General features: G+C 61.5%; 26 protein-coding genes. 14 read left to right on the top strand and 12 right to left on the bottom strand.

All coding sequences use genetic code 11. The features are described 5' to 3' along the window. Entirely contained in the window at nt 1-855 is an 855-nt protein-coding gene (locus ACS4NR_RS10985) for a MurR/RpiR family transcriptional regulator (RefSeq protein WP_095136620.1), read from the bottom strand. A gap of 334 nt (nt 856-1,189) precedes the next feature. Between ACS4NR_RS10985 and ACS4NR_RS10980 the strand changes: the two genes are divergently transcribed. Together ACS4NR_RS10980 and cobF are read left to right on the top strand one after the other, a co-directional pair. After that, nucleotides 1,190-1,759 (top strand): histidine phosphatase family protein, encoded by a 570-nt coding sequence (locus tag ACS4NR_RS10980; RefSeq protein ID WP_443536026.1) that lies wholly within the window; start codon nt 1,190-1,192, stop codon nt 1,757-1,759. Continuing rightward, nucleotides 1,759-2,514: a precorrin-6A synthase (deacetylating) gene (gene cobF / locus ACS4NR_RS10975; protein ID WP_456020086.1), complete on the top strand. Its 756-nt coding sequence runs from the start codon at nt 1,759-1,761 to the stop codon at nt 2,512-2,514. The genes ACS4NR_RS10980 and cobF overlap by 1 nt, the downstream gene beginning before the upstream one ends. A 107-nt stretch (nt 2,515-2,621) precedes the next feature. Here the strand turns inward: cobF and ftrA are convergent, their stop codons facing one another. Continuing rightward, on the bottom strand, nt 2,622-3,596 hold the full coding sequence (gene ftrA / locus ACS4NR_RS10970) for a transcriptional regulator FtrA (RefSeq protein WP_166497849.1): 975 nt from the start codon (nt 3,594-3,596) through the stop codon (nt 2,622-2,624). A gap of 101 nt (nt 3,597-3,697) precedes the next feature. Between ftrA and ACS4NR_RS10965 the strand changes: the two genes are divergently transcribed. The 4 genes from ACS4NR_RS10965 to ACS4NR_RS10950 all read left to right on the top strand — a co-directional run bounded on the left by ACS4NR_RS10965 (nt 3,698) and on the right by ACS4NR_RS10950 (nt 7,422). Next, entirely contained in the window at nt 3,698-4,126 is a 429-nt protein-coding gene (locus ACS4NR_RS10965) for a rhodanese-like domain-containing protein (RefSeq protein WP_456020085.1), read from the top strand. Between the two features lie 317 nt (nt 4,127-4,443). Then, entirely contained in the window at nt 4,444-5,223 is a 780-nt protein-coding gene (locus ACS4NR_RS10960; RefSeq protein WP_095136615.1) for an ABC transporter substrate-binding protein, read from the top strand. 199 nt (nt 5,224-5,422) lie between these two features. Beyond that, a complete protein-coding gene (locus ACS4NR_RS10955; protein WP_456020084.1) occupies nt 5,423-6,535 on the top strand; it encodes a succinylglutamate desuccinylase/aspartoacylase family protein in 1,113 nt (370 codons plus the stop codon). A 170-nt stretch (nt 6,536-6,705) separates the two neighbouring features. Continuing rightward, complete coding sequence (locus ACS4NR_RS10950) at nt 6,706-7,422, top strand: alpha/beta hydrolase (protein WP_456020083.1); 717 nt, start codon at nt 6,706-6,708, stop codon at nt 7,420-7,422. 3 nt (nt 7,423-7,425) lie between these two features. Here the strand turns inward: ACS4NR_RS10950 and ACS4NR_RS10945 are convergent, their stop codons facing one another. Both ACS4NR_RS10945 and ACS4NR_RS10940 read right to left on the bottom strand, forming a co-directional pair. Then, on the bottom strand, nt 7,426-7,992 hold the full coding sequence (locus ACS4NR_RS10945; RefSeq protein ID WP_456020082.1) for a hypothetical protein: 567 nt from the start codon (nt 7,990-7,992) through the stop codon (nt 7,426-7,428). A 75-nt stretch (nt 7,993-8,067) separates the two neighbouring features. Further along, nucleotides 8,068-8,862, bottom strand: coding sequence for a hypothetical protein (locus ACS4NR_RS10940; protein WP_166497844.1), 795 nt, complete (start codon nt 8,860-8,862; stop codon nt 8,068-8,070). A 131-nt stretch (nt 8,863-8,993) separates the two neighbouring features. Here ACS4NR_RS10940 and ACS4NR_RS10935 point away from each other — a divergent pair, with 131 nt between their 5' ends. Together ACS4NR_RS10935 and ACS4NR_RS10930 are read left to right on the top strand one after the other, a co-directional pair. Beyond that, nucleotides 8,994-9,530, top strand: a complete 537-nt coding sequence (locus tag ACS4NR_RS10935) for a chalcone isomerase family protein (protein WP_456020081.1) — start codon at nt 8,994-8,996, stop codon at nt 9,528-9,530. A gap of 144 nt (nt 9,531-9,674) precedes the next feature. Continuing rightward, nucleotides 9,675-10,994, top strand: a complete 1,320-nt coding sequence (locus tag ACS4NR_RS10930; RefSeq protein WP_456020080.1) for an Nramp family divalent metal transporter — start codon at nt 9,675-9,677, stop codon at nt 10,992-10,994. A 226-nt stretch (nt 10,995-11,220) separates the two neighbouring features. Here the strand turns inward: ACS4NR_RS10930 and ACS4NR_RS10925 are convergent, their stop codons facing one another. Genes ACS4NR_RS10925 through ACS4NR_RS10915 form a run of 3 tightly spaced genes read right to left on the bottom strand, consistent with a single transcriptional unit; the run spans nt 11,221 to nt 13,802 of the window. After that, nucleotides 11,221-12,402: an acetyl-CoA C-acetyltransferase gene (locus ACS4NR_RS10925; RefSeq protein WP_456020079.1), complete on the bottom strand. Its 1,182-nt coding sequence runs from the start codon at nt 12,400-12,402 to the stop codon at nt 11,221-11,223. Nucleotides 12,403-12,413: 11 nt separating this feature from the next. Then, nucleotides 12,414-13,079 carry a CoA transferase subunit B gene (locus tag ACS4NR_RS10920; RefSeq protein WP_456020078.1) on the bottom strand — a complete coding sequence of 222 codons (666 nt, stop codon included), beginning with the start codon at nt 13,077-13,079 and terminating at the stop codon, nt 12,414-12,416. 24 nt (nt 13,080-13,103) lie between these two features. Beyond that, on the bottom strand, nt 13,104-13,802 hold the full coding sequence (locus ACS4NR_RS10915; RefSeq protein ID WP_253151160.1) for a CoA transferase subunit A: 699 nt from the start codon (nt 13,800-13,802) through the stop codon (nt 13,104-13,106). Between the two features lie 280 nt (nt 13,803-14,082). On the opposite strand from ACS4NR_RS10915, the gene ACS4NR_RS10910 reads away from it, so the two are divergent. Continuing rightward, nucleotides 14,083-14,958, top strand: a complete 876-nt coding sequence (locus ACS4NR_RS10910) for a LysR substrate-binding domain-containing protein (protein WP_456020077.1) — start codon at nt 14,083-14,085, stop codon at nt 14,956-14,958. Nucleotides 14,959-15,072: 114 nt separating this feature from the next. Here the strand turns inward: ACS4NR_RS10910 and ACS4NR_RS10905 are convergent, their stop codons facing one another. The 4 genes from ACS4NR_RS10905 to ACS4NR_RS10890 form a co-directional block, all read right to left on the bottom strand. Next, entirely contained in the window at nt 15,073-15,915 is an 843-nt protein-coding gene (locus tag ACS4NR_RS10905) for an NAD-dependent protein deacetylase (protein WP_456020076.1), read from the bottom strand. 153 nt (nt 15,916-16,068) lie between these two features. Next, entirely contained in the window at nt 16,069-17,115 is a 1,047-nt protein-coding gene (locus ACS4NR_RS10900; protein WP_456020075.1) for a class I SAM-dependent methyltransferase, read from the bottom strand. Between the two features lie 310 nt (nt 17,116-17,425). Then, nucleotides 17,426-18,727, bottom strand: a complete 1,302-nt coding sequence (locus ACS4NR_RS10895) for an ATP-binding protein (protein WP_456020074.1) — start codon at nt 18,725-18,727, stop codon at nt 17,426-17,428. Beyond that, the gene (locus ACS4NR_RS10890; RefSeq protein ID WP_007962407.1) at nt 18,724-19,464 is read right to left on the bottom strand and encodes a response regulator; all 741 of its coding nucleotides are present in this window, start codon (nt 19,462-19,464) and stop codon (nt 18,724-18,726) included. Before ACS4NR_RS10890 ends, ACS4NR_RS10895 begins: the two co-directional genes overlap by 4 nt. 296 nt (nt 19,465-19,760) lie before the next feature. Between ACS4NR_RS10890 and ACS4NR_RS10885 the strand changes: the two genes are divergently transcribed. From ACS4NR_RS10885 to ACS4NR_RS10870, 4 genes are all read left to right on the top strand, one after another. Beyond that, a complete protein-coding gene (locus ACS4NR_RS10885; protein ID WP_204895863.1) occupies nt 19,761-20,024 on the top strand; it encodes a DUF2790 domain-containing protein in 264 nt (87 codons plus the stop codon). A 26-nt stretch (nt 20,025-20,050) separates the two neighbouring features. Further along, the gene (locus ACS4NR_RS10880; protein ID WP_456020073.1) at nt 20,051-21,262 is read left to right on the top strand and encodes a cytochrome c biogenesis protein DipZ; all 1,212 of its coding nucleotides are present in this window, start codon (nt 20,051-20,053) and stop codon (nt 21,260-21,262) included. A gap of 250 nt (nt 21,263-21,512) precedes the next feature. Further along, the gene (locus ACS4NR_RS10875) at nt 21,513-21,785 is read left to right on the top strand and encodes a DUF4242 domain-containing protein (RefSeq protein WP_166497835.1); all 273 of its coding nucleotides are present in this window, start codon (nt 21,513-21,515) and stop codon (nt 21,783-21,785) included. Nucleotides 21,786-21,812: 27 nt separating this feature from the next. Beyond that, nucleotides 21,813-22,625, top strand: coding sequence for a class I SAM-dependent methyltransferase (locus tag ACS4NR_RS10870; protein ID WP_456020072.1), 813 nt, complete (start codon nt 21,813-21,815; stop codon nt 22,623-22,625). Between the two features lie 137 nt (nt 22,626-22,762). On the opposite strand, the gene pcsA is transcribed toward ACS4NR_RS10870, so the two are convergent. Further along, a complete protein-coding gene (gene pcsA, locus ACS4NR_RS10865; protein ID WP_400762310.1) occupies nt 22,763-23,485 on the bottom strand; it encodes a phosphatidylcholine synthase in 723 nt (240 codons plus the stop codon). A gap of 250 nt (nt 23,486-23,735) precedes the next feature. On the opposite strand from pcsA, the gene ACS4NR_RS10860 reads away from it, so the two are divergent. Further along, nucleotides 23,736-24,503, top strand: coding sequence for a tellurite resistance TerB family protein (locus tag ACS4NR_RS10860; protein ID WP_456020071.1), 768 nt, complete (start codon nt 23,736-23,738; stop codon nt 24,501-24,503). Nucleotides 24,504-24,538: the final 35 nt, after the last annotated feature.

Genomic DNA, 24,538 nt, shown 5'->3' with positions numbered 1-24,538 from the left:
TTATTTATCCTCCAGCAGATGGGTGTTGAAGTCGTTGCGCAGGGCGTCGATGCCTTCCAGGCGATCGGCCAGATCGGGGCTGCGCAGGGTCAGGCAGGCAATCAGCGCCTCGACCTGGGCCAGCGCCGGCACCATGGTGTCGAACGGCGAAGCCGATTCCACCGGGGCGCTGATGATCAGGTCAGCCAGTTCGCGCAGCGGCGAGGCGTAGATGTCGGTGAACAACACCACCCGCGCGCTGTTACTTTTTGCCGCCGAGGCCACCCGCAGGGCCTGGGACTGGTAGCGCCGATAGTCGAACAGCAGCACCACGTCCTGGCGTTGCAGGTCGAACAGGCGATCCGGCAGTTGCGCGTTGTCTTCCAGGGCAAAGCAGCCGGGTCGCAGCAGGCGCAAGTGATTGAGCAGGTAGTTGGCCATCAGGCTGCTGAAGCGCCCGCCAAAGCAGTAGATCTGGTGCCGGGTATCGAGCAGCCAGTCGAGCAGAATGCGCACGTCTTCGGGTTGCGTCAGAACCTGGGTTTCCACCAGCAGGCGTTGGCTGTCAGCCAGATAATGGCCCCAGGCATCGTCTTTATTGAGGTGCGAGCGTGGCTGCAACAGGGTGCGCGGCGAACGCAGGCGGTGATCCATGTCGCTGAGCAGGGCGTCCTGAAATTCGGCATAACCGCCAAATCCGAGCTTCTTCACCAGCCGCACGATGGTCGGATCGCTGACGCCGGCGTGTTCGGCCAGACGCGCCATCGGACCCAGGCCGTTGCGTGGATACTGGTCGAGCAGGGCGCGAATCACTTTGCGCTCAGACGGCGTCAGCTCCAGGCCGGGGTCGGTGATCAAGTCTCTGAGAGGGGGCATCCGGGCTCCTGCTGGATGAAGGGGGGGTGTTGAATTCGTTTCACAATCCGTTAAAACAGTATTTATGTAACTCAGGTTACATGTCTAGTGAATTTTTAGCGCTGGCGATTCGACGTTTAAATAAGGTCAGAGTCCTGTGTAACAGGGGCTACACCTTAGTCTGTGGCTCTTGTAGGCCATTGCCTCTAGACGTGTCAGACATTGCCGCTTTTTCTACTTCAGAGTACTGAGCTGGAAGTTGACGAGATCCCCTGAAACACCCGGGTTACGGCACAATTGCCACAAGACCGGCGATTTGCCGCCGATTCAGTTGATGCTCATCGAGTGAAAATCTGTGCAGTCCACCCGTTTGACTTTGATTTGCCACGCGCGAACCGTCGCACAGAAATTGTCGCGTTTTCCTACGAACGAGCCTGTTGAAAAATCGCCATTGGCGCTCGGCGCGTTGGCCGTGAAATTCAGCGGTGCCAGCCGTTTGTTGTGCGGGCCGGAATTGCGTACGCGCCAGACTGCCGAGTGGTTCGGTGCGGCGCCGCAAGTGGACGAAGCGCTGCGCGATTGCGATTTGGGGCGCTGGCACGGGCAAGCGATCAAGGATCTGCAAGTGCGCGAGGCCGAGGCCTTGCAGGCGTGGATCAATGATCCGCAGGCGGCACCGCATGGTGGCGAGTCGGTAATGCAGTTGAGCGAACGCGTGGCGGCGTGGCTGACCAGTCTGCAAGGCGTTCCGGGGCACATCGTCGCCGTCACCCATCCGTTTGTGGTGCGTGCGGCACTGATGCAGGTGTTACAGGGCGCGGCGTTCAACGCGATTGATGTTGAACCGTTGTCCGTGGTTGAACTGCGGTTCAACGGCATCTGGCGGCTACGCTTGGCGGGTATCGATCTTGCGGGAGCACTGTGATGAAACGACTGTTGGTCATCGGCATCGGCGCCGGAAATCCCGACTACATCACCATGCAGGCGGTGAAGGCGCTGAATCAGGTCGACGTGTTCTTTCTGATGGATAAAGGCCAGAGCAAGAACAAACTGATCGATCTGCGGCGCGATATCTGTGCGCGATACATCACCGATCCAGCCTATCGCTTCGTCGAAGCCCACAGCCCGGAACGCGAGCGTGGCGACGTGGACTACAGCCGCGCGGTCGAAGATCTGAACCGCGCCAAGCAGGAAACCTTCGAGCGGCTGATCAATGCAGAATTGGCTGACAACGAATGCGGCGGTTTCCTCGTGTGGGGCGACCCGGCGCTGTACGACAGCACGATTCGTATCCTGCAGGCGATTCTGGCGTCCGGCCGCTGTGCTTTCGAGTTTGAAGTGATCCCCGGGATAAGCAGCGTTCAGGCGTTGGCGGCGCAGCATAAGGTGCCGTTGAACAGCATTGGCCGGTCAATTGAAATCACCACGGGCCGGCGCCTGGCGGCGGGGCAGGTGGGTGACACGGACAGCCTGGTGGTGATGCTCGACGCTGAAGATTCCTACCGCCATGTGGCGGATCCGCAGACCGAGATTTACTGGGGGGCCTATCTGGGCACGCCGGATGAGATTCTGATCAGCGGCAAGCTCAAGGATGTGGCAGCTGAGATCGAGCGGGTGCGCAAGGCTGCCCGGGCTGAGCATGGGTGGATCATGGATACCTATCTGTTGCGCAAGCCGTAGGTTTTTTGTGGCTGGACTGGCCTCTTCGCGAGCAAGCTCGCTCCCACAGGGGGGCCCATTTCAAATGTGGGAGCGAGCTTGCTCGCGAAGGGGTCATCACAGTCAACTCAAGAAATGGCCTTGACCTCACGCCCAAACCGCTCCCGATACACCGACGGCGGCACCCCGACCACGCCGCGAAACGCCACGCGAAAACTTTCCACCGAGCGATAACCGCAGCGCTGGGCGATCTGCTCGGTGTTATGCACGCTGCTCTCCAGTAATTCCCGCGCCCGGGCCAGCCGCTCGTGTTGCAGCCACGCTTTGGGCGATTGCCCGCTGGCCTCGGTGAAACGGCGCAGAAAGGTGCGCTCGCTCATCGCCGCTTCGCTGGCCAGATCGCGCACTTCCAGCGGTTGATGCAGGCGCTCGCGGGCCCACTGCATCACCCGCGACAAGTCGTTGCGCGGCGTCGCGCTGACCGGCGTCGGGATGAACTGCGCCTGACCGCCAGTGCGTTGCGGCGACATCACCAGCCGCCGAGCCACCGAATTGGCGACCTGAGTGCCGAAGTCCCGTGCCAGCAGATGCAGGCAGGCATCGATCCCGGCGGCGCTGCCCGCCGAGGTGATCAACTGGCCGGAGTCGACGTAAAGCACATCCGGATCAACCGCAATCGCCGGAAAGCGTCGCGCCAGTTCATCGGTGTAGCGCCAGTGCGTGGTCGCACCGTGACCGTCGAGCAAGCCACTGGCGGCCAGCACAAACACCCCGGAGCAGATCGACAGCAACCGCGCACCCTGTGCGTGGGCCTGACGCAAGGCGTCGATCAGTGCCGGCGGCACCGGGGCCTCGCGGTCGCGCCAACCGGGAATGATGATGGTGCGCGCCTGTGCCAGCAGCTCCAGGCCACCATCGGCCAGTACGTGAATCCCGCCCATGGCGCGCATCGGCCCTTGATCGACGGCGACGATGCGGTGCTCGTACCACGGGAAATCGAACTCCGGCCGGGGCAGGCCGAAAATCTCCACGGCGATGCCGAACTCGAAGGTACAGAGGCCATCGTAGGCCAGAATCGCAACCAATCCAGGTGAGTCAGGCATTTGGCGGAAAATTCCCGGTGAGTGTCTTGCGCGCCACTGTAGCGCCAAGTGCCGGCCCGATAAAGTCTGTTCACACCCAACAGACGAAGGAGCCACACAACATGACCAGCCTGGTTCGCGACATTCCTGCTGCACCGTCGGCCATTGCCCTGATGCATTTCAGCAATCGTCTGACGTTTGAAACCGATTGTTCTGACGTGTACAGCAGCCAGGAGGCCGGTGAAGTCGATTTTGTTCTGGTTGACGTGCGCGGCCCTTTGGCGTTCGAGCGCGGTCACGTGCCGGGCGCGATCAACATTCCGACGCGCTTGCTGATCGCCGAGGGCTTGGCGGAGTATCCGACGAGCACGCTGTTCGTGGTCTATTGCGCCGGCCCGCACTGCAACGGCGCCAACAAGGCTGCGGTGAAACTGGCGGCGTTGGGTTACCCGGTCAAGGAGATGATCGGCGGCGTGACCGGCTGGCTGGATGAGGGTTTTTCGCTGAGCGTCGAACAGCCCGCCAAAACCCCCATCGCGTGCGAATGCTGAAAATGCTTTTGAGAGCTGCCGCAGGCTGCGATCTTTTGCTCTTTTAAAGTCAAAAGATCGCAGCCTGCGGCAGCTCCTACATGAGCAATAGGTACTCTTTTTGAGGGTTTGTCCTACAGCATTTGCACCATGTCGGCGCACCGTTGATCCCAGTCAACGCGCGCGCCGATTTTCTGTAAGTATTTGTCGCCTAAAGACAATTTGCCCTGTGCGCGCCGCCATAGACTGCCGTCCACTTCGGTTTTTGCTGCTCAATGGCCATGACCGAATGCCAATCGAAAGCTGCCAATAAAAACCTCCGCACACAGGAGTAATAAATGAAGAAGCTAGTGATGTTCGGTGCCCTGGCACTGTCGATGTTGTCCCTCACCGCTGTGGCCGAAGACGCCAAGCCGATCCGCATTGGTATTGAAGCCGGTTACCCTCCATTCTCGATGAAAACCCCTGACGGCAAACTCGCCGGTTTCGACGTCGATATCGGTGATGCCCTGTGCGCGCAGATGAAAGTCAAATGTACTTGGGTTGAGCAAGAGTTCGATGGCCTGATTCCGGCGCTGAAAGTGAAGAAGATCGACGCGATCCTGTCCTCGATGACCATTACGGATGACCGCAAGAAAAACGTCGATTTCACCATCAAGTACTACCACACCCCGGCACGTTTCGTGATGAAGGAAGGCTCGGGTGTCAAAGACCCGCTGACCGAGCTCAAGGGCAAGAAAGTCGGCGTGCTGCGCGCCAGTACCCACGACCGTTATGCCACTGAAGTGCTGGTTCCGGCCGGGATCGATCTGGTGCGTTACGGCTCGCAACAGGAAGCTAACCTTGACATGGTCTCCGGTCGTATCGACGCGATGCTGGCCGACTCGGTCAACCTCAGCGACGGTTTCCTGAAGACCGACGCCGGCAAAGGCTTCGAATTCGTCGGCCCGACCTACGAAGACGCCAAGTACTTCGGCGGCGGCGCGGGCATTGCGGTGCGCAAGGGTGATACCGAGCTGGCCGAGAAATTCAACAAGGCCATCACCGAAATCCGCGCCAATGGCGAGTACAAAAAAGTCCAGGACAAGTACTTCGACTTTGACGTGTACGGCCATTAATACGCCGTAGAAAAAAGTGGCCCCGTTTGCGCGGTGGCCACTTTTTTTGTGCTCTGATTCATAGGAGAACCCTGTAGGAGTGAGCCTGCTCGCGATAGCGGTTTAACATTCAGCCGCTCTAGTGCCTGACACACCGCTATCGCGAGCAGGCTCACTCCTACAGGGGATCTGCGTGATCCAGCCATTCAGGAGTTTTCCCATGCAACGCATCGACCATGTCCTGCCCTGGAGCCATCTGGGCAGCGAACGTTCCCTCAGCGTCTTCCGTTACGGCGCCGGCAGCCGCAAGGTGTACATCCAGGCCAGCCTGCACGCCGACGAGCTGCCGGGCATGCGCACGGCGTGGGAGCTCAAGCAACGCCTCAACGCGCTAGAACAGCAGGGTCGTCTGCAAGGCGTGATCGAGCTGGTGCCGGTGGCCAACCCGATTGGTCTCGACCAACATCTGCAAGGCAGTCACATGGGCCGCTTCGAGCTGGGCAGCGGCAAGAATTTCAACCGCTCGTTTGTCGAACTCAGCGCGCCAGTCGCGGCGCGAATCGGCGAGCAACTGGGCAGCGACGCCGAGGCCAACATCGCGCTGATCCGCCAGACCATGGGCCAGGTGTTTGATGAGCTGCCAGCCCCGGCCTCGCAACTCGAAGCGCTGCACCGCTTGCTGCTGCGCCACGCCTGCGATGCCGACATCACCCTCGACCTGCATTGCGATTTCGACGCGGCTATTCACCTCTACGCGCTGCCGCAACACTGGCCGCGCTGGCAATCGCTGGCGGCGCGACTGAAGGCCGGCGTGGCCTTGCTGTGCGAAGACTCCGGTGGCAGTTCGTTCGACGAATCGTGTTCGTCACCGTGGCTGCGTCTGGCGCGGGCGTTTCCGAACGCAGCAATTCCCCCGGCCAACCTCGCCACCACCCTGGAACTGGGCAGCATGGGCGACACCCGGGTCGATCAGGCGCAGGCCAATTGCGAGGCGATTCTGGGGTTTCTCGCCGAACAGGGTTTCATCAGCGGCGAATGGCCGGCGGCACCGAGCGAGTGCTGCGAAGGCATGCCGTTCGAAGGCACCGAATATCTGTTCGCCCCGCACCATGGCGTGGTCAGTTTCCTGCGCAATGCCGGGGAGTGGGTCGAGCGGGGCGACGCGCTGTTCGAAGTGGTCGACCCGTTGAATGACCGCCTAACCACTGTTTGTGCCGGCACCAGCGGCGTGTTGTTTGCGAACGATCGTGGGCGTTACACCCAGCCGGGGACCTGGCAGGCCAAGGTGGCGGGGCGCGAGCCGATTCGGGTGGGCAAGCTGATCAACGACTGACAGATTTCCTTGGATTTTCCGGCCTCATCGCGAGCAGGCTCACTCCTACATTTGGAATGCGTTGTCCCTGTAGGAGTGAGCCTGCTCGCGATAGCGGTCTCGCCAGCACCACAATCTTCAGAGAGTGTTAGGCTCACCGACGAACCCGACACTCTGTGAAGGAAGGCTTTATGTTGAAGGCGTTTGCCCTGTTAACCCTCCTGGCGTCCAGCGCCGTCCACGCGCAAACCACGCTGCAAAGCGACTTGCCACTGAAATACATCGAACAGGTCCACCCGGACGCGAACAACCGGCCGCTGGTGATTTTTCTGCACGGCTACGGCAGTAACGAAGCCGATCTGATCGGCATGAAGTTCCAGTTGCCGGCGCAGTACAACTACCTGTCGGTGCAGGCGCCGCTGGCGTTGGGCGAAGGGCGTTTCCAGTGGTTTCGCAAGAAAGGCGAAGGGGCCTACAACGGTGAAACCGATGATCTGCACGCCAGCGGCCAGAAGTTGCGGGAGTTTGTCGCGCAGGCGGCGCAGAAATATCACGCCAGCCGGGACAAGGTGTACCTGATCGGTTTCAGTCAGGGCGCGATGATGAGCTACGAAGTGGGCCTGCGTCCGCCCGTGGCGGTCGGCGGCATCGCAGCGTTGAGCGGACGCCTGTTGCCGGTGTTGAAAGCCGAGCTCAAGGCCGAGCAGAAACCGTTGCCGCTGCACATTTTCATCGGCCACGGCACCGCCGATGATCGAGTGCCGTACCGCGACGGCACCGAGGCCAATGCGCTGCTGCAGAAACTCGCCTACAGCCCCGAGTTTCACGCCTATCCCGGTGTCGGCCACAGCATCAGTGCGGCCGAGCTGCGGGATCTGAATGCCTGGCTGCAGCAACTCAATCCGTAAGGATCACTTGTCCTTGAGGATGGTTTTCACCAGCGCATCGTGACCGCTCTTGTCGCTGGCCCGGGAAATCACCTGAACCAGCGCCATGCGCTTGCCGGAGGCGGCGAGCAGAGTGGTATTGAGGGTCTGGCCGCCGCCCTGAGTGGCGGTGCTGTCGACCTGACGCACGCCGAGGCCGCTGCTTTTCTGGGTCAGACTCTTTTCTGTGAGCTTGTTGAAGTCAGGCAAAGCCTTGCGCTGATCATCGATGAAACTCGCCAGGCTGCCATCGAGAAATTCGTTGTCGTTGTCCTTGACGCTGGCGCCACCGGCGATCTGGTTTTCCGCGGCGATGACCACGGTCTTGGTCGCCTGATTGGTGTACATCGTGCCCTTGGCACCGGTCGGCCCGGCTGGCAGCGGGTCGGCGGTGAAGCCTTTGGGCAGAACGAAGGTGAACTTGCCGTCGAGCATCGACACGTTGTTGGTCGAGGTCTTTTCCTTGGGCTTGGCTGCCTGGGCATTGAGGGCACCGAGAGCGGCGACCGCCGCCAGCAACAGGACGACGGCTTTCTTGCTGAGCAATGACATGTGAATCTCCGAGGGATGGTCGCGCCAGGGCGGCGATGATCCCACGGAGCATGCCTGGCATTCCAGCGCGGTTTGTCAGGCGTTCGCGTCAGCCTTGGGCTGGTCGGCCTTTGCCGGGACCGGCCGGGCCAGCAGTTTGCGGGTGACCCCGAGCATCGCCACCGACACTGCGACACCGGCGATGAACCCGTTGAGGCCCAAGCTCGGCAGGGCCAGCGCCGACACCAGGCAAAACGCCGAAAACGAGTACATGCCGGTCGCCGTCGCCCGCAGCAATGCCGCGGTAAACGCCGGGCCACGAGTCTGCTGAGAGAACACCGCCATCACACTGCCGAGCACCGGGAACACCGCGAGCAGGCCGCTCCAGCGCTCGCCCACGGTACTCGCGAGCATCGTCACCAGCAGCGTCAGCGCCGCGCCGGCAATCATCCGCCAGAGCAGTTTGTCCGACTTCGGTGCCGGGCCGTTCAGCACCGGTTGCACGTCGGGAAACAGGTACGGCGCGGCGAGCAGGGCAATGGCTGCCGCCGCGACCGAGAACGTCAGTGACGGCGGAATCAGCGACAACCCCAGCGCCAGCACCGCCCACACCGTCAGGGAAATCGTCAGCGCCCACGGCCAGTTCGCGCGCTGTGCCACCTGCGCGTAGGTAATGCAGAACGCGATCATGGCGAACATCGCCGACAACGCCGCAACCGCCGATTGCGCGGCAAACTGCGGCCCTTGTTCGATGGCGAGGAAAAACAGAATCGGCCCGACCACCACCGGCAACCCCGACAGCCACCCGGCCACGCTCGGACCCCAGCGCTTGCCGGCGAGGGAAATCAGCAGCAGAAAACCTGGGATCAGCAGTAATTTGAGGATCAGCACGCGGGAGGCCTCCGGGGATGGGATGGCCAAGGTAACCGATTGCTGCATTGATCGACAGTTTTTGTATACAAAGTGTGCGTGTGATATCCGCTATGCTCTGAAAATCAGGGTTTACCGGAGTCGATGCCGCGATGAACAAACCATCAAAAGTGATGCGCGGGGTGTGTGGCATTGGCTTGTGGGCGCTGTTGCTGACGCCGACCTGGGCCAATTGGCAGGACGCCGTGCCCGGCGCGCAAATCATCGGCACCGGCGATTTCAGTGTGTTCGGCTTCGACGTCTACAACGCGCGGTTGTGGAGCGCGGCACGTCCGTTGTCCACCGAACAGCCGTTCGCGCTGGAGCTGATCTACCGACGCAAGATCTCCCGTGATGATCTGGTGCAGGTCAGTGTCGATGAAATCAAACGGCTGGCAGGCGCAGGCGTCAGTCCCGCGCAACTGGCCAGGTGGCGAGAACAAATGCAGCAATCGTTCGTCGATGTGCAGGCCGGCACGCGGATTACCGGCGTGTATCTGCCGGGGCAGGGCGCGCGGTTTTTTGTCGGTCAGCAGTTGCAGCATGAAATCGATGATCCGCAATTTGCCCGGGCGTTTTTCGATATCTGGCTGGATCCGCGTACCCGTAACCCTGAGTTGCGTCAGCAGTTACTGGGTGTGAGTCGGTAAGAGCAAAAGATCGCAGCCTTCGGCAGCTCCTACATTGGAATGCGTTGCACTGTAGGAGCTGCCGAAGGCTGCGATCTTTTGCTCTTCAAGCCTGAAGCTGAAACCTCTAAGCTGCGTCTTTCGAACTTGTTTCTGGATGTGTGCGTGAAATTCAGCTTACCCAAAATCGCCACCGCGCCGTTCTGCCCGCCGGAAGTGGCCGGCAGTGTCGCGGTGGATCCGAACGCTTCGTTCTTCAAACGCGTGCTGCGTTTTGCCGGTCCGGGCTTGCTGGTGTCAATCGGCTACATGGACCCGGGTAACTGGGCGACTGCCATCGAAGCCGGCTCGCGTTTTGGTTACAGCCTGCTGTTTGTGGTGTTGCTGGCGAGTCTGGCGGGAATGGTCGTGCAGTGCCTGTGCTCGCGGCTGGGCATCGCCACCGGCCGCGATCTGGCGCAATTGTCCCGCGAGCGCTACAGCACCCCGACCGCACGCCTGCAATGGGTGCTGGCGGAAATCTCGATCATCGCCACTGATCTGGCGGAAGTGCTCGGCTGCGCCCTGGCATTCCACTTGTTGCTCGGCTGTTCGCTGACCTTCGGCATTGCCCTGACCGCCTTCGACACCCTGCTGGTACTCGCCCTGCAAAATCGTGGCTTCCGTCGGCTGGAGGCGATCATGCTGGTGCTGGTGGCGACCATCGGCGTGTGTTTCTTCGTCGAACTGGTGCTGATCAAACCTTACTGGCCGGACGTGTTCGCCGGGTTCAAACCGTCGCTCTCGGCGATCAGCGATGCCGCGCCGTTGTACCTGGCAATCGGCATCCTCGGCGCCACGGTGATGCCGCACAACCTCTACCTGCACACTTCGATCGTGCAGACGCGGATGATCGGCAAGGATCTGGCCAGCAAGCAAGACGCGGTGCGTCTGGCGCGCATCGACACCATCGGTTCGCTGGCGCTGGCGCTGCTGGTCAACGCGGCGATTCTGATTCTGGCGGCCGCCGCGTTTCACCAGTCCGGGCATACCGATGTGGTGGATATTCAGGACGCCTACCACCTGCTCGACCCACTGGTCGGCGGCGCGCTGGCCAGTGTGCTGTTCGGCGTGGCGTTGCTGGCGTCGGGGCAGAGTTCGACGTTCACCGGGACCATCGCCGGGCAGGTGATCATGGAGGGTTATCTGAACCTGCGGATTCCCTGCTGGCAGCGGCGCTTGATCACCCGGGGGCTGGCGTTGATTCCGGCGTTCATCGGCGTGTGGCTGATGGGTGATAACGCGGTGGGCAAACTGCTGGTGCTGAGTCAGGTGGTACTGAGCCTGCAACTGCCGTTTGCGCTGTATCCGCTGATCCGCATGACCAGCGACAAGCAGCTGATGGGGCCGTTTGTGAACCGGCTGCCAACCCGGGTGCTGGCGTGGGGGCTGTTTGCGGTGATCAGTGGGGCGAATGCGTGGTTGATTCTGCAGATGGTGGTGTGAGCCCTGGTTTTTCTGTTGCCTGAGCTGGCCCCTTCGCGAGCAAGCCCGCTCCCACCCTGGAAAGCATTCCCCTGTGGGAGCGGGCTTGCTCGCGAAGAGGGAGGCCCATTCAAAGAAGATTTTGAGTGGGCAAAAAAACACCCGGTGCAGCGTAAGTCGCACCGGGTTTTTTGTTGCCAGCGAGCAACGGATGTCGTGGATCCGCCGCCCGCTGTGAACTCTTGGGTTAAGCGCGTTCCAGCGCCAGCGCCACACCCTGACCGCCGCCGATGCACAGGGTCGCCAGACCTTTTTTCGCATCACGCTTGATCATTTCGTGCAGCAGCGTCACCAGCACGCGGCAGCCCGACGCACCGATCGGGTGACCGAGGGCGATGGCGCCGCCGTTGACGTTGACCTTGTCCAGATCCCATTGCAGATCCTTGGCCACTGCCAGCGATTGCGCAGCGAAGGCTTCGTTGGCTTCGATCAGGTCCAGTTGGCCGATGTTCCAGCCAGCCTTGTCCAGGCAGCGACGGGTGGCCGAGACCGGGCCGATGCCCATGATCGCCGGGTCAACGCCGGCGTTGGCATACGCGGCGATTTTCGCCAGCACCGGCAAGCCCAGGGCCTTGGCCTTTTCGGCGCTCATCAGGATCACTGCAGCGGCGCCATCGTTCAGCGACGAAGCATTACCGGCGGTGACGCTGCCGTCCTTCTTGAATGCCGGACGCAGTTTCGCCAGCGATTCGGCGGTGGTGTCGCCACGTGGTTGTTCGTCGACCTTGAACGCCACCGGATCACCTTTGCGCTGCGGGATCAGGATCGGGGTGATCTCATCGACAAAGCGCCCGGCTTCGATGGCCGCAGCGGCTTTGCGTTGCGAGGCGGCGGCGAAGGCGTCCTGCTGTTCGCGGCTGATCTCATATTTATCGACCAGATTCTCGGCTGTGATGCCCATGTGGTAATCGTTGAAAGCGTCCCACAGACCATCGCTGATCATGGTGTCGACGATTTGCGCGTGCCCCATGCGCAGACCGGTGCGTGCGCCCGGCATCACGTAGTTGGACAGGCTCATGTTCTCCTGACCGCCGGCGATGATCACCTCGGCATCACCGCAACGGATCGCTTGTGCGCCCAGGTGCAGGGCTTTCAGGCCCGAGCCGCAGACCTTGTTCAGGGTCATGGCCGGCACGGCGTGGGGCAGGCCGGCCTTGATCGCGGCCTGACGCGCCGGGTTCTGGCCGGCACCGGCCGTCAGCACCTGGCCCATGATCACTTCATCGACCTGCGCACCGTCCAGACCGGTCTGTTCGAGCAACAGGCGAATCACCGCAGCGCCCAGATCCACCGCGGACACGCTGGCCAGCGAACCCTGGAAACTGCCGATCGCGGTACGGGTGGCGGCAACAATTACGACGTCTTGCATTTTCGAATTCCTCACTGGGCAGCGAACTGCATTTCCGGTACGTGATCCGGGACGATCAGTTTACCAGCGGTTTTGGCGACGATTTCCTCGACGCTGACGCCAGGTGCGCGTTCCTTGAGGACAAAAGCGCCATTTTCGATTTCCAGGTAGGCGAGGTCGGTCAGCACGCGCTTGATGCAGCCGGCGCCGGTCAGCGGCAGGCTGCACTTGGCCAACAGTTTCGACTCACCGTCCTTGGAGGCGTGGGTCATGATCACGATGATGTTGTCGGCGCCGGCCACCAGATCCATCGCGCCGCCCATGCCCTTGACCAGTTTGCCGGGAATCATCCACGAAGCGATGTTGCCTTCGACGTCGACTTCGAACGCGCCGAGCACGGTCAGGTCGACATGCCCGCCACGGATCATCGCGAAGGATTCGGCGGAGGAAAAAATCGATGCGCCGATGCGCGCGGTCACGGTCTGTTTGCCGGCGTTGATCATGTCGGCATCGATGGTGTCTTCCGTTGGAAACGGGCCCATGCCGAGCAGACCGTTTTCCGATTGCAGCATGACTTCCATGCCTTCGGGAATGTAGTTGGCGACCAGGGTCGGAATGCCGATGCCGAGATTCACGTAGTAGCCGTCCTGCATTTCGCGGGCGACGCGCTGAGCCATTTGTTCGCGGGTAAGTGCCATGTTTTTATTCTCCGTCAGCCTGAATTATTTGCGGATGGTGCGCTGTTCGATGCGCTTTTCGAACGTGCCGCAAATGACCCGGTCGACGTAGATGCCGGGGGTGTGGATCTGCGACGGATCCAGCTCGCCGGGCTCGACGATTTCTTCGACTTCGACCACGGTGATTTTGCCGGCGGTGGCCGCCAGCGGGTTGAAGTTCTGCGCGGTATGGCGGTAGACGACGTTACCGAAATGGTCGGCTTTCCAGCCTTTGACGATGGCGAAGTCGCCGGTGATGGATTCCTCCATCAGGTATTTGCGCCCTTTGAATTCGCGCACTTCCTTGCCTTCGGCGACCGGGGTGCCGACGCCGGTGGCGGTGAAGAAGGCCGGGATGCCGGCGCCGCCTGCGCGCATTTTTTCCGCGAGGGTGCCTTGCGGGGTCAGGATGACTTCGATATCGCCCTTGAGCAGTTGCTCTTCGAACAGTTTGTTTTCGCCGACGTAGGAGGCGATGACTTTGCTGATCTGGCGGTCGGTCAGCAGCACACCGAGGCCGAAACCGTCGACGCCGCAGTTGTTGGAGACCACGGTGAGGTCGCGGGTGCCCTTGCGCTTGATCTCGGCGATCAGGTTTTCCGGGATACCGCACAGGCCGAAGCCGCCGGCAATCACGGTCATGCCGTCTTCAAGACCCGCCATGGCTTCCTCGTAGGAACTCACGCGCTTGTCGAAACCTGCCATATGCACCTCTTTTATTGTTTGTCGGGCGGCTGGCTAGCCGAATGACTGGAGTGTCTCGCTGGAGGATATATTTGTTAAGTTGATTTTTAAGGTCGATTGATTGATAAAGCTCAATAGTTGGTGTTTTCCCTGTAGGAGCTGCCGCAGGCTGCGATCTTTTGATTTTGTTTTTAAAGATCAAGATCAAAAGATCGTCCGAACGCGGCCCGAGCCTGCGGCAGCTCCTACAGTGGGTACGGCGTTGATCCGAGGCAGTAGCAAGAACGGTAAGGTATCCAGTATGACCATCAAACAGATCCGTGCTTTCCTCGCCGTGGCCCAGAGCCTGAGCTTCGCCGTGGCCTGCGAGCGGCTGCACCTGTCGCAATCGGCGCTGAGCCTGACGATCAAGGCGCTGGAGGAGGGGCTGGGCGGGCGGTTGTTCAGCCGCAACACGCGCAATGTGGCGCTGACCGCCGAGGGCGAATCGCTGCTGCCGCTGGCCCGGCGTCTGATTGCCGACTGGGACAACGCCGAAGACGAAATGCGCCAGCGCTTCAGCCTGCAACGCGGGCGGGTGACGCTGGCGGCGATGCCGTCGTTTGCCGGCAACCTGCTGCCGCCGATTCTCAAGACCTTTCGCGCGCGCTATCCGAACGTCAACGTGACGGTCAACGACGTGATCAACGAGCAAGTGCTGGAAATGGTCCGCGACCGGCACGTTGAGCTGGGTGTGGCGTTCGAACCGATGCAGAACACCTCGCTGACGTTCACCCCGCTGTACATCGATCGCTTCGTCGCAGTGGTGCCGCAGGATTCCACGTTGGCCGAGCGCATGGAGATCGACTGGCAGACCCTGCTGCAGGAACCGTTCATCACCCTGCAACGGCCGTCGACGGTGCGGGTAATGCTCGAAGAGCACTTGCAGGCCCGGGGCATGAAACTGCCGGTGGAGTTCGAGAGTCATCAACTGGCAACCGTTGGGCGCATGGTCGCCAGCGGACTGGGGGTGAGTGCAGTGCCGGCGTTGTGTGCCGAGCAGATGCAGGAGCTGGGCGCCTGTTGCCTGACCTTGAATGATTCGGTGGAGCGGGCGATTGGTGTGCTCACGGAGCCAGGCAATGAGCTGTCGGCAGCGGCGCAGGCACTGTTCGACATCCTCAAAGCCGAACACTGAATGTAATGCTGGCTCTGTAGGAGCTGCCGAAGGCTGCGATCTTTTGATCTTGCTTCTAAAAAACAAAGTCAAAAGATCGCAGCCTTCGGCAGCTCCTACAGGGATTTTCGGCATTCAGGTAGATAAGCGTTGCACCAGCAACGGCAGCAGCTGTTCGCATGACGCCTCGATCTTCAGATCCAGCAGATCATCGGCGCGAGTCTTGCCCAGATTGATCGCCAGCAACGGCTTGCCGCGATCGGCGATCACCCGGCACAGACGAAATGCCGAATACGCCATCAGCGACGACCCCACCACCAGCAAACCCTCGGCTTTTTCCGCTGCGGCCATAGCCCGCGCTGCCGTTGGCTGCGCCACGTTCTCACCGAAAAACACCACGTCCGGCTTCATCCGCTCGCCTGCGCAATGCGGGCATTGTGGTGTCTGAAAACGTGCTTCGAAGGCCGGATCGAGCAGGGTATCGCCGTCTGGCGCCTGCACCGCATCGACCCCGGCCAGATACGGATTCTGCTCGACCATCCGCTGCTGAATGTCATCGCGCGCGCTGCGCTGGCCGCAATCCAGGCACAGCACCCAGTGCAGGCTGCCATGCAGTTCGATCACGTTCTGACTGCCAGCCTGATCGTGCAGGGTGTCGACGTTCTGCGTGATCAAGTCGCTGATTCGCCCCTGGCGCTGCAACTCGGCCAGTGCTGTATGCGCCGCATTGGGCCGCGCCTGGCGCACCCGCGGCCAACCGAGCATGGCCCGTGCCCAATAGCGACGACGGGATTCCGGAGCGGCGAGAAATTCCTGATACATCATCGGCTGCCGGCCACGGCGCACACCTTCGCTGTCGCGGTAATCCGGGATGCCCGACGGCGTGCTGATACCAGCGCCGGTCAGCACCAGGAAATCGCCATCGGCCATGGCCTGGTGCAGGGTGTCGAGGTGTTCGCGGGTCGGGCTGTCGAGCATGGTCAGCACTCCGGGGAGGACGATGCCCGCAGGTTAGCATTAACCGTGTGGCGAGAGAGCTTGCTCCCGCTGGACTGCGCAGCAGGCCTGTTTTTCGGCTTGCCTGGCAATTCGACGGGAGCAAGCTCCCTTGCCACAGGTGATAGCGGTGATTTATTTGCGCGCCTCCAGTATCAGATTGAACGGCGTCTGCGTCGCCCGGCGAAAATGCTTGAACCCGGCCTCGGTAAACACCTTGCGCAAGCGCATTTCACCGGCCTGCGCACCCAGCCCCAGGCCAACTTCCTGCGACAGCGAATTCGGCGTGCAGATAAAGGTCGAGGCCGCGTAAAACAGGCGTCCGACCGGGTTGATGTTGTCGTCCAGCGCATCATTGGCGAACGGCTCGACCAGCAGCACCGTGCCGTCGTCCTTCAATGATTCGAACGCATGCCGTGCGGCGCCGACCGGGTCGCCCATGTCGTGCAGGCAGTCGAAGTAGCAGATCAGGTCATAGTCGTTACCGGGGTAGCTTTTGGCGTCGCTCCGGAAGAATTCCGCTCGGCTGCTGACGCCACCCTCTTCGGCGCGCTGCGTGGCAACCGTGATCGACGGCGCGTGATAATCGAAACCGACGAAGTGCGAGTTGGGATAGGCCTGGGCCATGATCACCGTCGAGGCGCCGTGGCCGCAGCCGATGTCGGCGACTTTCGCGCCCTTTTCGAGTTTGGCCACCACGCCGTCCAGCGCCGGCAGCCATTCCGCGATCAAGTGACCTTTGTAGCCGGGGCGAAAGAAACGTTCTGTACCGCTGAACATGCACGGGTGGTGATCGCCCCAGGGCAGGGCGCCGTTGCCGCGCATGGCTTTGACCAGTTTGTCCTTGTCGTGGAAAAACGAGGCCACCACACCGAGCCCGCCGGCGACGTACACCGGCGAGTCTTCCACGGCCAGTGCCAGCGCCTGCTCTTCCGGCAACCGAAACTGGCCATCGTGATGCTCCATATAGCCGGACGCGACATGCGCGCTGAGCCATTCGCGTACCAGACGCGGGTTACAGGTGGTTTTTTCGGCGAGGGCTTGCGGGGTGACCGGCTGACTGTCGGCCATCGCCCGGTACAGCCCGAGTTCTTCGCCAACGATGACATTTGCCAGCATCGCGGCGCCGCCCATGTCGTTGACCAGCTTGCCCATGAAAGCGTTGAGTCTTGTTTCGTCCATCACGAGTGCTCCTGATACAGGATCACCGTCCGGTGGCAAAACGTTGTCGAGGCATGGGCCGCAGGGCGGTGGTCACAGAAGTGGGCAGGGCACAGCAGACGTCGTCCTGCATTCCCCCTCGACTGGGTCATGAATCAGTCTAGCCGGGCTGGGGCAAGATGCAGTGTTTGTGCCCTGTGCAAATTTCAATGTGTAAGCGGCGGTACGAAGATTCGACTTGCTCGCGAACGCGGTGTGTCAGTTGATGCATCAGGGGCTGATACACCGCTTTCGCGAGCAAGCCCGCTCCCACAGGGGATTGGTGTGGGGGTCAGCGCAGGGGCAATTTCAACTCCGCGCACAGGCCTCCGCCCTCGCGGTTGCTCAGGGTCAGCGATCCGCCGAGGGCCATGGCCAGTTGCTGGGCGATCGCCAGGCCCAGGCCGGTGCCGCCGGTGCTGCGGTTGCGCGAGTTTTCCACCCGGTAGAACGGCTGCATGACCTGTTGCAACTCGGCTTCGGCAATGCCTGGCCCGCGATCGAGGATTTTGATGCAGAGACCGTCGTCGGTGTCGACCTGCAACTGCGCAGCACCGGCGAATTTCAGTGCGTTGTCGGTCAGGTTCACCAGCACCCGGCGCAGGGCCTGGGGGCGGGTATCGATCACCGCGGCGCTCTTGCCGCTCAGCTGCACGTCCTTGCCCATGTCCTGATAGTCGAACACCAGACTGTCGAGGAACGAATCGAGGTCGGTACGCCGGCTTTCCTCGGTCGAGCCGTGGATGCTGCGGGCATACGCCACGCCCTCGCGCACCAGGTGCTCCATCTCGCCGAGGTCGTTCCACAGTTTGTCTTTCTCGACCGAGTCGTCCATGAACTCTGCACGCAGCTTCATGCGGGTGATCGGGGTTTGCAGGTCATGGGAAATCGCCGCCAGCAGTTGCATGCGCTCCTTCAGGTATGCAGCGATGCGCGCCTGCATCGCGTTGAAGGCCCGGGCGGCGTAGGCCACTTCGGTCGGGCCTTGCTCGTCGAGCATCACTGGATGGGCATTGGGGTCGAGGCTTTCCACGGCGTTGGCGAGGCGGGCGAGGGGGCGGATCGCGATGCGCACCGCCAGCCAGGTACAGGCGATCAGCAGCGCCAGTTGCCCGAGCAATACCCCCGGCAGCCATGGCGACAGGGGAGGCATGGCCGGACGCACATCGATGGTCAGCGGGCTGCCGTCGCTGAGGCGCAAATGCCCCTGAAAGTGTTTTTTCTCCTCGCGGAACCGGGTGAAGGTCAGCGGATAGGCATCACCGATCGCGGCGCTGATCGAGGTCCCGGCTACCGGCATTTCGCCCGCGTCCAGCGGCTCCCCCGGTTCACCCTCGCTCAGCAGATAATTGTAATTGGCCCGAGCCAGCCGGGTGAGCCAGGCGGGACGTTCCTCTGCGGGCAAGCGGTCGAGAATCGCAATCGACGTCGAGACGTCGTTTTGCAGATTGTTGAGCATGGTGCTGCGGGCGCTTTGATAGCGCTCGTAATACTGCGCGCCAAACGACAGGCCCTGGGCGAGGATCAGCCCGACCAGAAAGATCAGCGACAACCGCGAAGCCAGGGTGCGCGGCCAATGCAGCTTGAGGCTCATGCCGAGGCCCCGAGGATCTCCACCGGCAGCGAGAACACATAACCCTCGCTGCGCACGGTCTTGATGTAGGCCGGCTCACGTGCATCATCAAGCAGGCGTTGGCGCAAACGGCTGACCAGCAGATCAATCGAACGGTCGAACAGATCGGCCTCGCGGCCCTGGGTCAGGTTGAGCAATTGATCACGGCTGAGCACCCGCTGCGGATGATCGAGAAACACCCGCAGCAAGCGATATTCGGCGCCACTGAGGGCGACCAGCGTGCCGTCCTTGTCCAGCAGATGCCGGGCCGAGGTGTCCAGTTGCCAACGGCCGAAGGCCAGCAGCCGGCCGCTTTCGCTGACCACCAGATTCGGCGGCAGCATCCGTGTGCGCCGCAGCACCGCGTTGATTCGCGCCAGCAGTTCGCGAGCGGCGAACGGCTTGGTCAGGTAATCGTCGGCGCCCATTTCCAGGCCGATGATGCGGTCGGTTTCATCGTTGCGCGCCGTAAGCATCAGCACCGGCGTGGCCTTGTGTTTGCCCACGCGCAATTCGCGACACAGCTGCAGGCCATCGTCGCCGGGCATCATGATGTCGAGCACAATCAGGTCAACGGTGTTGGCTTCAAGAAAACTGCGCATCTGCCGGCCATCGGCGACCACAGTGGTGCGCAGACCGTTCTTCTTCAGGTAATTGCCGACCAGCTCGCGGATCTCGCGGTCGTCGTCGACGATGAGAATGTGATCGACATGTTCCATCGGTGCAGAACCTCTATCAAAGGGCAATGCGGTGCAGTCTATCGAGCCTGCGCCGGCTTGCCTGCCCGGGTTTGTATTGCAGTGTATCTGGCGCCGTGACGGATACATACACACGCAAAAGCGCGATTTTTTCAGGGTTTTGTATCGCTGTGTATCTCGGGGCGGCAGAGATACACAGCGATTGATAGCGGCCGTTTCCTGACACAGAGGCGATACCTCAAGCGCTTCAAATAGGCTCCATCGAGGCCCACACAGCTTGCCTCGGCTCAACCCATACAAGCCTTGAGGAAACCACCATGACGCACAAGACCGTAGTCGCCGCCTGCCTGTTCGCCGCCCTGAACATCTGCACCCTGTCGGCCCGCGCCGAAGCCGATGTCAGCCCGCACACCTACACCTACGGCACGCACCTGGACATCCAGAAAGTGCTGTCGATGACCGAGGACAACTCGGTGACCTGCGGCATTATCGATGCGCGCATGACGTACCTGGATTCGGCCGGAAAAACCCAGGTGCTGGATTACCGCAAATTCGCCGACGGCTGCAACAACGAGAACTGAGTGATCCCTTTTTCGGAGTGAAGCTTATGTACTTGATCGCATTTGTCGGCGGTCTGCTGACCGTCCTCAGCCCGTGCATCCTGCCGGTGGTGCCGTTCCTGTTTGCCGGTGCCCAGCGCCAGCGCTCGTCGATCCTGCTGACCCTGGTTGGCATGGCGCTGACCTTTGCGCTGATTTCCAGCCTGGCGGTGGTCAGCAGCGAATGGGTGATTCAGGCCAGTAATTCCGGACGCCACGTCGCGTTGGGGGTGATGGCGCTGTTCGCCCTGTCGCTGATCTCGGCGCGGGTCGGCGACTGGCTGGCGCGACCGTTTGTTTGGCTCGGCAATCGCCTTGACCCCGACATGCGCAAGAAGTCCGGGCCGCTCACCTCGCTCATGCTCGGCGTGGCCACAGGTTTGTTGTGGGCACCGTGTGCGGGGCCGATTCTCGGGGTGATCCTCACCGGCGCCATGCTGCAAGGTGCCAACGCGCAGACCAGCCTGCTGTTGCTGGCTTATGGCGCCGGCAGTGCATTGTCGCTGGGGGTTTTGATTTTTGCCGGGCGCGGGCTGGTCAACCGGCTCAAGCCGTCGATTCCCTTCACCGGCTGGCTGCGCCGTGGCGCCGGGGTCGCGGTGCTCGGTGCAGCGGCGCTGATTGCGACCGGCACCGACAAAACCCTGTTGGCCGGCACCTCGTCCGAAGGCCTCACCGGCATCGAGACCCGCGTGCTGCAGAACGTACCGAAAGTGCTCGATTACCTGGTCAGCAAAGTCCGCGCGGATTCGCCGATGGAGACAGGCCAGGGCAGCATGCCGTCGCTGTCCGGAGCGGTGCAATGGCTCAACTCACCCGCGTTGAACGCTGAGGATCTGCGCGGCAAAGTGGTGCTGGTGGATTTCTGGACTTACGACTGCATCAACTGCCAGCACACCCTGCCGTACGTTAAAGAGTGGGAGAAAAAATACGCCAAAGACGGTTTGCTGGTGATCGGCGTGCACACCCCGGAATACGGCTACGAACGGATCATCGAAAACGTCAGGGAGCAGGTGCAGAAACTCGGCATCACTTACCCGGTGGCGATCGACAACAACTATGCGATCTGGCGCAATTTCGACAATCAGTACTGGCCGGCGCATTACCTGATCGATGCCAAAGGGCAGGTGCGTTACAGCCATTTCGGCGAGGGCGGCTACCAGGCGCAGGAGCAGATGATCCGTCAGTTGCTGGAGGAGGCCAAGGCACCGGCGGCGTAAGTGTCGAAACCCGACGACGGCTCACAGGTCGCGAATCGTGATCCATTGTTCGTCCGATCTGATTGCCCGCGTGCCATGGCAATCCCGAGAGTGTTTCGAGGCCTTTACAAAAAGCCGCCATTCATCGGCCCGGCCGCGGTTTTCCGGGCTCTTCGGACGATTGGCAGGGACGCCATCGCCCCTCGGCGCGATAGTGCACAAGCAGGGCCACTGCCGACTCTGTCGCTGATAAAAAAAGCGCGAGGTTGCCATGCCGAAATTCGTGATTGAACGCGAGATTCCAGGGGCCGGAAAGCTGTCGGAGCAAGAACTCAAAACCGTGTCGCAAACCTCCTGCCAAGTGTTGCGTGAACTCGGGCCAGAGGTGCAGTGGCTGCAGAGTTACGTCACGGCCGACAAAATCTATTGCGTCTACATCGCCCCTGACGAAGAACAGGTGCGCGAGCACGCCAGGCTGGGTGGATTCCCGGCTGACAGTGTGGCGCGGGTGATGACGGTCATCGACCCGACCACGGCCGAGTGAATTTCTCCAACCTGCGGAGCACGATTGATGAGTACTCCCATTGATCTGACGGCTTTGAAAGAGCGTCAGAAAGTCGCCTGGGCCAGCGGCGATTACGCCGTGATCGGCACCACCTTGCAAATCGTCGGCGAAAATCTCGCCGAGGCTTGCGACCTGCGCTATGACGAGCAGGTGCTGGACGTTGCCGCCGGCAACGGCAATGCAACACTGGCGGCGGCGCGACGTGGTTGTCAGGTGACCTCCACCGACTATGTGGCGGCGCTGCTGGAGCGCGGACAGGATCGGGCGCGGGCCGAACATCTGGATGTGATTTTTCAGGTCGCCGATGCCGAAGCGTTGCCGTTCGCCGACGAGAGTTACGACGCGGTGCTGTCGACCTTCGGCGTGATGTTTGCCCCGGATCAGGCGATTGCGGCGGCGGAACTGGCGCGGGTCTGCCGAAGGGGCGGGCGCATCGGTCTGGCGAACTGGACGCCGGAAGGCTTCGTCGGCCAGATGTTCAAGGTGCTTGGCCGGCATGTGCCGCCACCCGCCGTGGCCCAACCGCCGTCGAACTGGGGCACTGAAGCGTGGTTGCACAGCCACTTCAATGAGCGCGAATTTCTGCTGCAGGTCACCCGCCGCACCTTCAACTTCCGCTATCGCTCGGCGGCGCATTTCATCGACATTTTCCGTCACTGGTACGGGCCGGTGCACAAGGCCTTTGCGGCATTGCCGCCGGAAAGCGGGCAGGCGCTGGAGAGTGATCTGGCGGACCTGCTGAACCGCTCGAACCGGGTGGGAGAGAAGTCGCTGGTGGTGCCGAGCGAGTATCTGGAGGTGGTCATCACCAAACGCTGAATGTTCAGAATCATGCCAAACCCCTGTGGGAGCGGGCTTGCTCGCGAATGCGGTGGGTCAGTAGACAGAGTTATCGACTGGACAGACGCATTCGCGAGCAAGCCCGCTCCCACAGGTTTTGGGTATGGTGATCGGGCCTATTTCAGGTGCGCCCCATCAAACCACTCCAGCGCCGTACGCCAGATACAGATCCCCAGAAAGTACGCCGACGCCAGCAGCCACAAACCCATCACCAGCGGATTGATCACCGGGTGATTGAGCACCAGCGACAGGCTGCACAGCAGCCAGATGGCCGTCACCGCGATGTTGATCGGCATGAACCGGCGAACGCGAAACGGGTGCAGGAACTTCATGCGGGTCACGGTCAGCAGCGCCAGACCGATGATGGTCAGAAAGGTGATCCACGGCCCCGGGTCGATGATGTACAGGCACAGGGCAACCACGTTCCACGCGGCGGGGAAGCCGACGAAGTAGTTGTCCTTGCTCTTCATGTTGACGTTGCAGAAACAGAACAGCGACGACACAAGAATCAGCGATACGCTCAGCAGCAGGGTGTAGTCGGGCAGGGGAATGTAGCGATAGATGAACAGGGCCGGAATGAACACGTAGGTCAGGTAGTCGATCACCAGATCGAGGATCGAGCCGTCGAAACTCGGCAGCACCGACTGCACATTGACCTTGCGTGCGAGCGCCCCGTCGAGACCGTCGACGATCAGCGCCACGCCCAGCCACATCAGACAGTGGGTCGGCTGGTTCTCCAGCAGGGCGAGGGTCGCCAGAAATGCAGTGACCACGCCGGTCGCGGTAAAACCATGGGCGCCCCATGCTTTGAGCCTGGCGATGTGTACAGTCGATATCACAGGGGCGTTCTCCAGAAAAATGAAGCATGCCGGGTATCACCCTCGGGCAAAGGGCGCCGGCAAACCGGGTCGGGGTTGCAGCTATCGACCGGTTTGGCCGGGATAAGGTTCACCACCTTTGAATCTTAGCTGGCCGCTCGAAAAATACCTCGGCGAAATCTGCCAGCGTCAGCCAAACGGTGCTGGCGCGCCAGCGTCTGCAGTCTATTGTTGCCTGACGCATTTATTGCCAATGGCTGAGGACGAGATCATGAACACCAGTGATTTGCTCGAACAACTGCTGCGGGGCCAGGCCTCGGCGGGACAACAAGGTGCTGGCCCAGCCGCTGGTGGGCTGGGTGGATTGGGCGGCTTGCTTGGCGGTCTGCTGGGTGGCGGTGCAGGCTCCGGCGGTAGTGCGGCGCAGTCCGGTGGGCTGGGCGGTTTGGGCGGTTTGCTCGGCGGCCTGCTCGGCAGCGGTAGCGGTGGTGGCTTGGGCGGTGCACTTGGCGGAGCACTCGGCGGCGGCGGAACACAAAGTCGTTCCGGCGGTACCAATTACGCGGCGCTGGCCTCACTGGGGATGATGGCGTTCCAGGCGTATCAGGCCTGGCAACGCAGTCAGGCCTCGGCGGCGCCACAACAGATCCCGCAAACGGCCAATCTGCTGGCCGGGCCCGAAGTTGAAGAACACAGTCATGCTGTGCTGCGGGCGCTGATCGCGGCGGCCAAGGCTGACGGTGAGATTGATCTCAGGGAACAACAGATGATCAACAGTGAAATCAGCAAGCACACCGACGATCCGCAATTGCAGCAGTGGTTCGAAAGCGAAGTCGCCAAACCGCTGGACGCCAACGAAGTCGCCACGGCTGCAAAAGGCGACCAGGCCATGGCCGCCGAAATGTACCTGGTCAGCGTGATCCTGGTAGACGACCAGCAAGACGCCGAACGCAACTACCTGGATGAACTGGCTGCCGCGCTGCAGATTGACCCGCAATTGCAGGTGCATCTGGAACAGCAGGCCAAGGGCACTGCCTGACGCAAAGTCAAAAGATCGCAGCCTGCGGCAGCTCC

The sequence above is a fragment of the Pseudomonas sp. JQ36 genome (assembly GCF_053851495.1).
The sequence above is the reverse complement of the archived record's forward strand: the minus strand, read 5'-3'. Positions and strand labels throughout refer to the sequence as shown.

Excerpts from the sequence above, each read along its gene's own strand:
- ACS4NR_RS10985 (WP_095136620.1), bottom strand. The coding sequence starts at position 855 with ATGCCCCCTCTCAGAGACTTGATCACCGACCCCGGCCTGGAGCTGACG.
- cobF (WP_456020086.1), top strand. The coding sequence starts at position 1,759 with ATGAAACGACTGTTGGTCATCGGCATCGGCGCCGGAAATCCCGACTAC.
- ftrA (WP_166497849.1), bottom strand. The coding sequence starts at position 3,596 with ATGCCTGACTCACCTGGATTGGTTGCGATTCTGGCCTACGATGGCCTC.
- ACS4NR_RS10965 (WP_456020085.1), top strand. The coding sequence starts at position 3,698 with ATGACCAGCCTGGTTCGCGACATTCCTGCTGCACCGTCGGCCATTGCC.
- ACS4NR_RS10960 (WP_095136615.1), top strand. The coding sequence starts at position 4,444 with ATGAAGAAGCTAGTGATGTTCGGTGCCCTGGCACTGTCGATGTTGTCC.
- ACS4NR_RS10955 (WP_456020084.1), top strand. The coding sequence starts at position 5,423 with ATGCAACGCATCGACCATGTCCTGCCCTGGAGCCATCTGGGCAGCGAA.
- ACS4NR_RS10950 (WP_456020083.1), top strand. The coding sequence starts at position 6,706 with ATGTTGAAGGCGTTTGCCCTGTTAACCCTCCTGGCGTCCAGCGCCGTC.
- ACS4NR_RS10945 (WP_456020082.1), bottom strand. The coding sequence starts at position 7,992 with ATGTCATTGCTCAGCAAGAAAGCCGTCGTCCTGTTGCTGGCGGCGGTC.
- ACS4NR_RS10935 (WP_456020081.1), top strand. The coding sequence starts at position 8,994 with ATGAACAAACCATCAAAAGTGATGCGCGGGGTGTGTGGCATTGGCTTG.
- ACS4NR_RS10925 (WP_456020079.1), bottom strand. The coding sequence starts at position 12,402 with ATGCAAGACGTCGTAATTGTTGCCGCCACCCGTACCGCGATCGGCAGT.
- ACS4NR_RS10920 (WP_456020078.1), bottom strand. The coding sequence starts at position 13,079 with ATGGCACTTACCCGCGAACAAATGGCTCAGCGCGTCGCCCGCGAAATG.
- ACS4NR_RS10915 (WP_253151160.1), bottom strand. The coding sequence starts at position 13,802 with ATGGCAGGTTTCGACAAGCGCGTGAGTTCCTACGAGGAAGCCATGGCG.
- ACS4NR_RS10910 (WP_456020077.1), top strand. The coding sequence starts at position 14,083 with ATGACCATCAAACAGATCCGTGCTTTCCTCGCCGTGGCCCAGAGCCTG.
- ACS4NR_RS10905 (WP_456020076.1), bottom strand. The coding sequence starts at position 15,915 with ATGCTCGACAGCCCGACCCGCGAACACCTCGACACCCTGCACCAGGCC.
- ACS4NR_RS10900 (WP_456020075.1), bottom strand. The coding sequence starts at position 17,115 with ATGGACGAAACAAGACTCAACGCTTTCATGGGCAAGCTGGTCAACGAC.
- ACS4NR_RS10895 (WP_456020074.1), bottom strand. The coding sequence starts at position 18,727 with ATGAGCCTCAAGCTGCATTGGCCGCGCACCCTGGCTTCGCGGTTGTCG.
- ACS4NR_RS10890 (WP_007962407.1), bottom strand. The coding sequence starts at position 19,464 with ATGGAACATGTCGATCACATTCTCATCGTCGACGACGACCGCGAGATC.
- ACS4NR_RS10885 (WP_204895863.1), top strand. The coding sequence starts at position 19,761 with ATGACGCACAAGACCGTAGTCGCCGCCTGCCTGTTCGCCGCCCTGAAC.
- ACS4NR_RS10880 (WP_456020073.1), top strand. The coding sequence starts at position 20,051 with ATGTACTTGATCGCATTTGTCGGCGGTCTGCTGACCGTCCTCAGCCCG.
- ACS4NR_RS10875 (WP_166497835.1), top strand. The coding sequence starts at position 21,513 with ATGCCGAAATTCGTGATTGAACGCGAGATTCCAGGGGCCGGAAAGCTG.
- ACS4NR_RS10870 (WP_456020072.1), top strand. The coding sequence starts at position 21,813 with ATGAGTACTCCCATTGATCTGACGGCTTTGAAAGAGCGTCAGAAAGTC.
- ACS4NR_RS10860 (WP_456020071.1), top strand. The coding sequence starts at position 23,736 with ATGAACACCAGTGATTTGCTCGAACAACTGCTGCGGGGCCAGGCCTCG.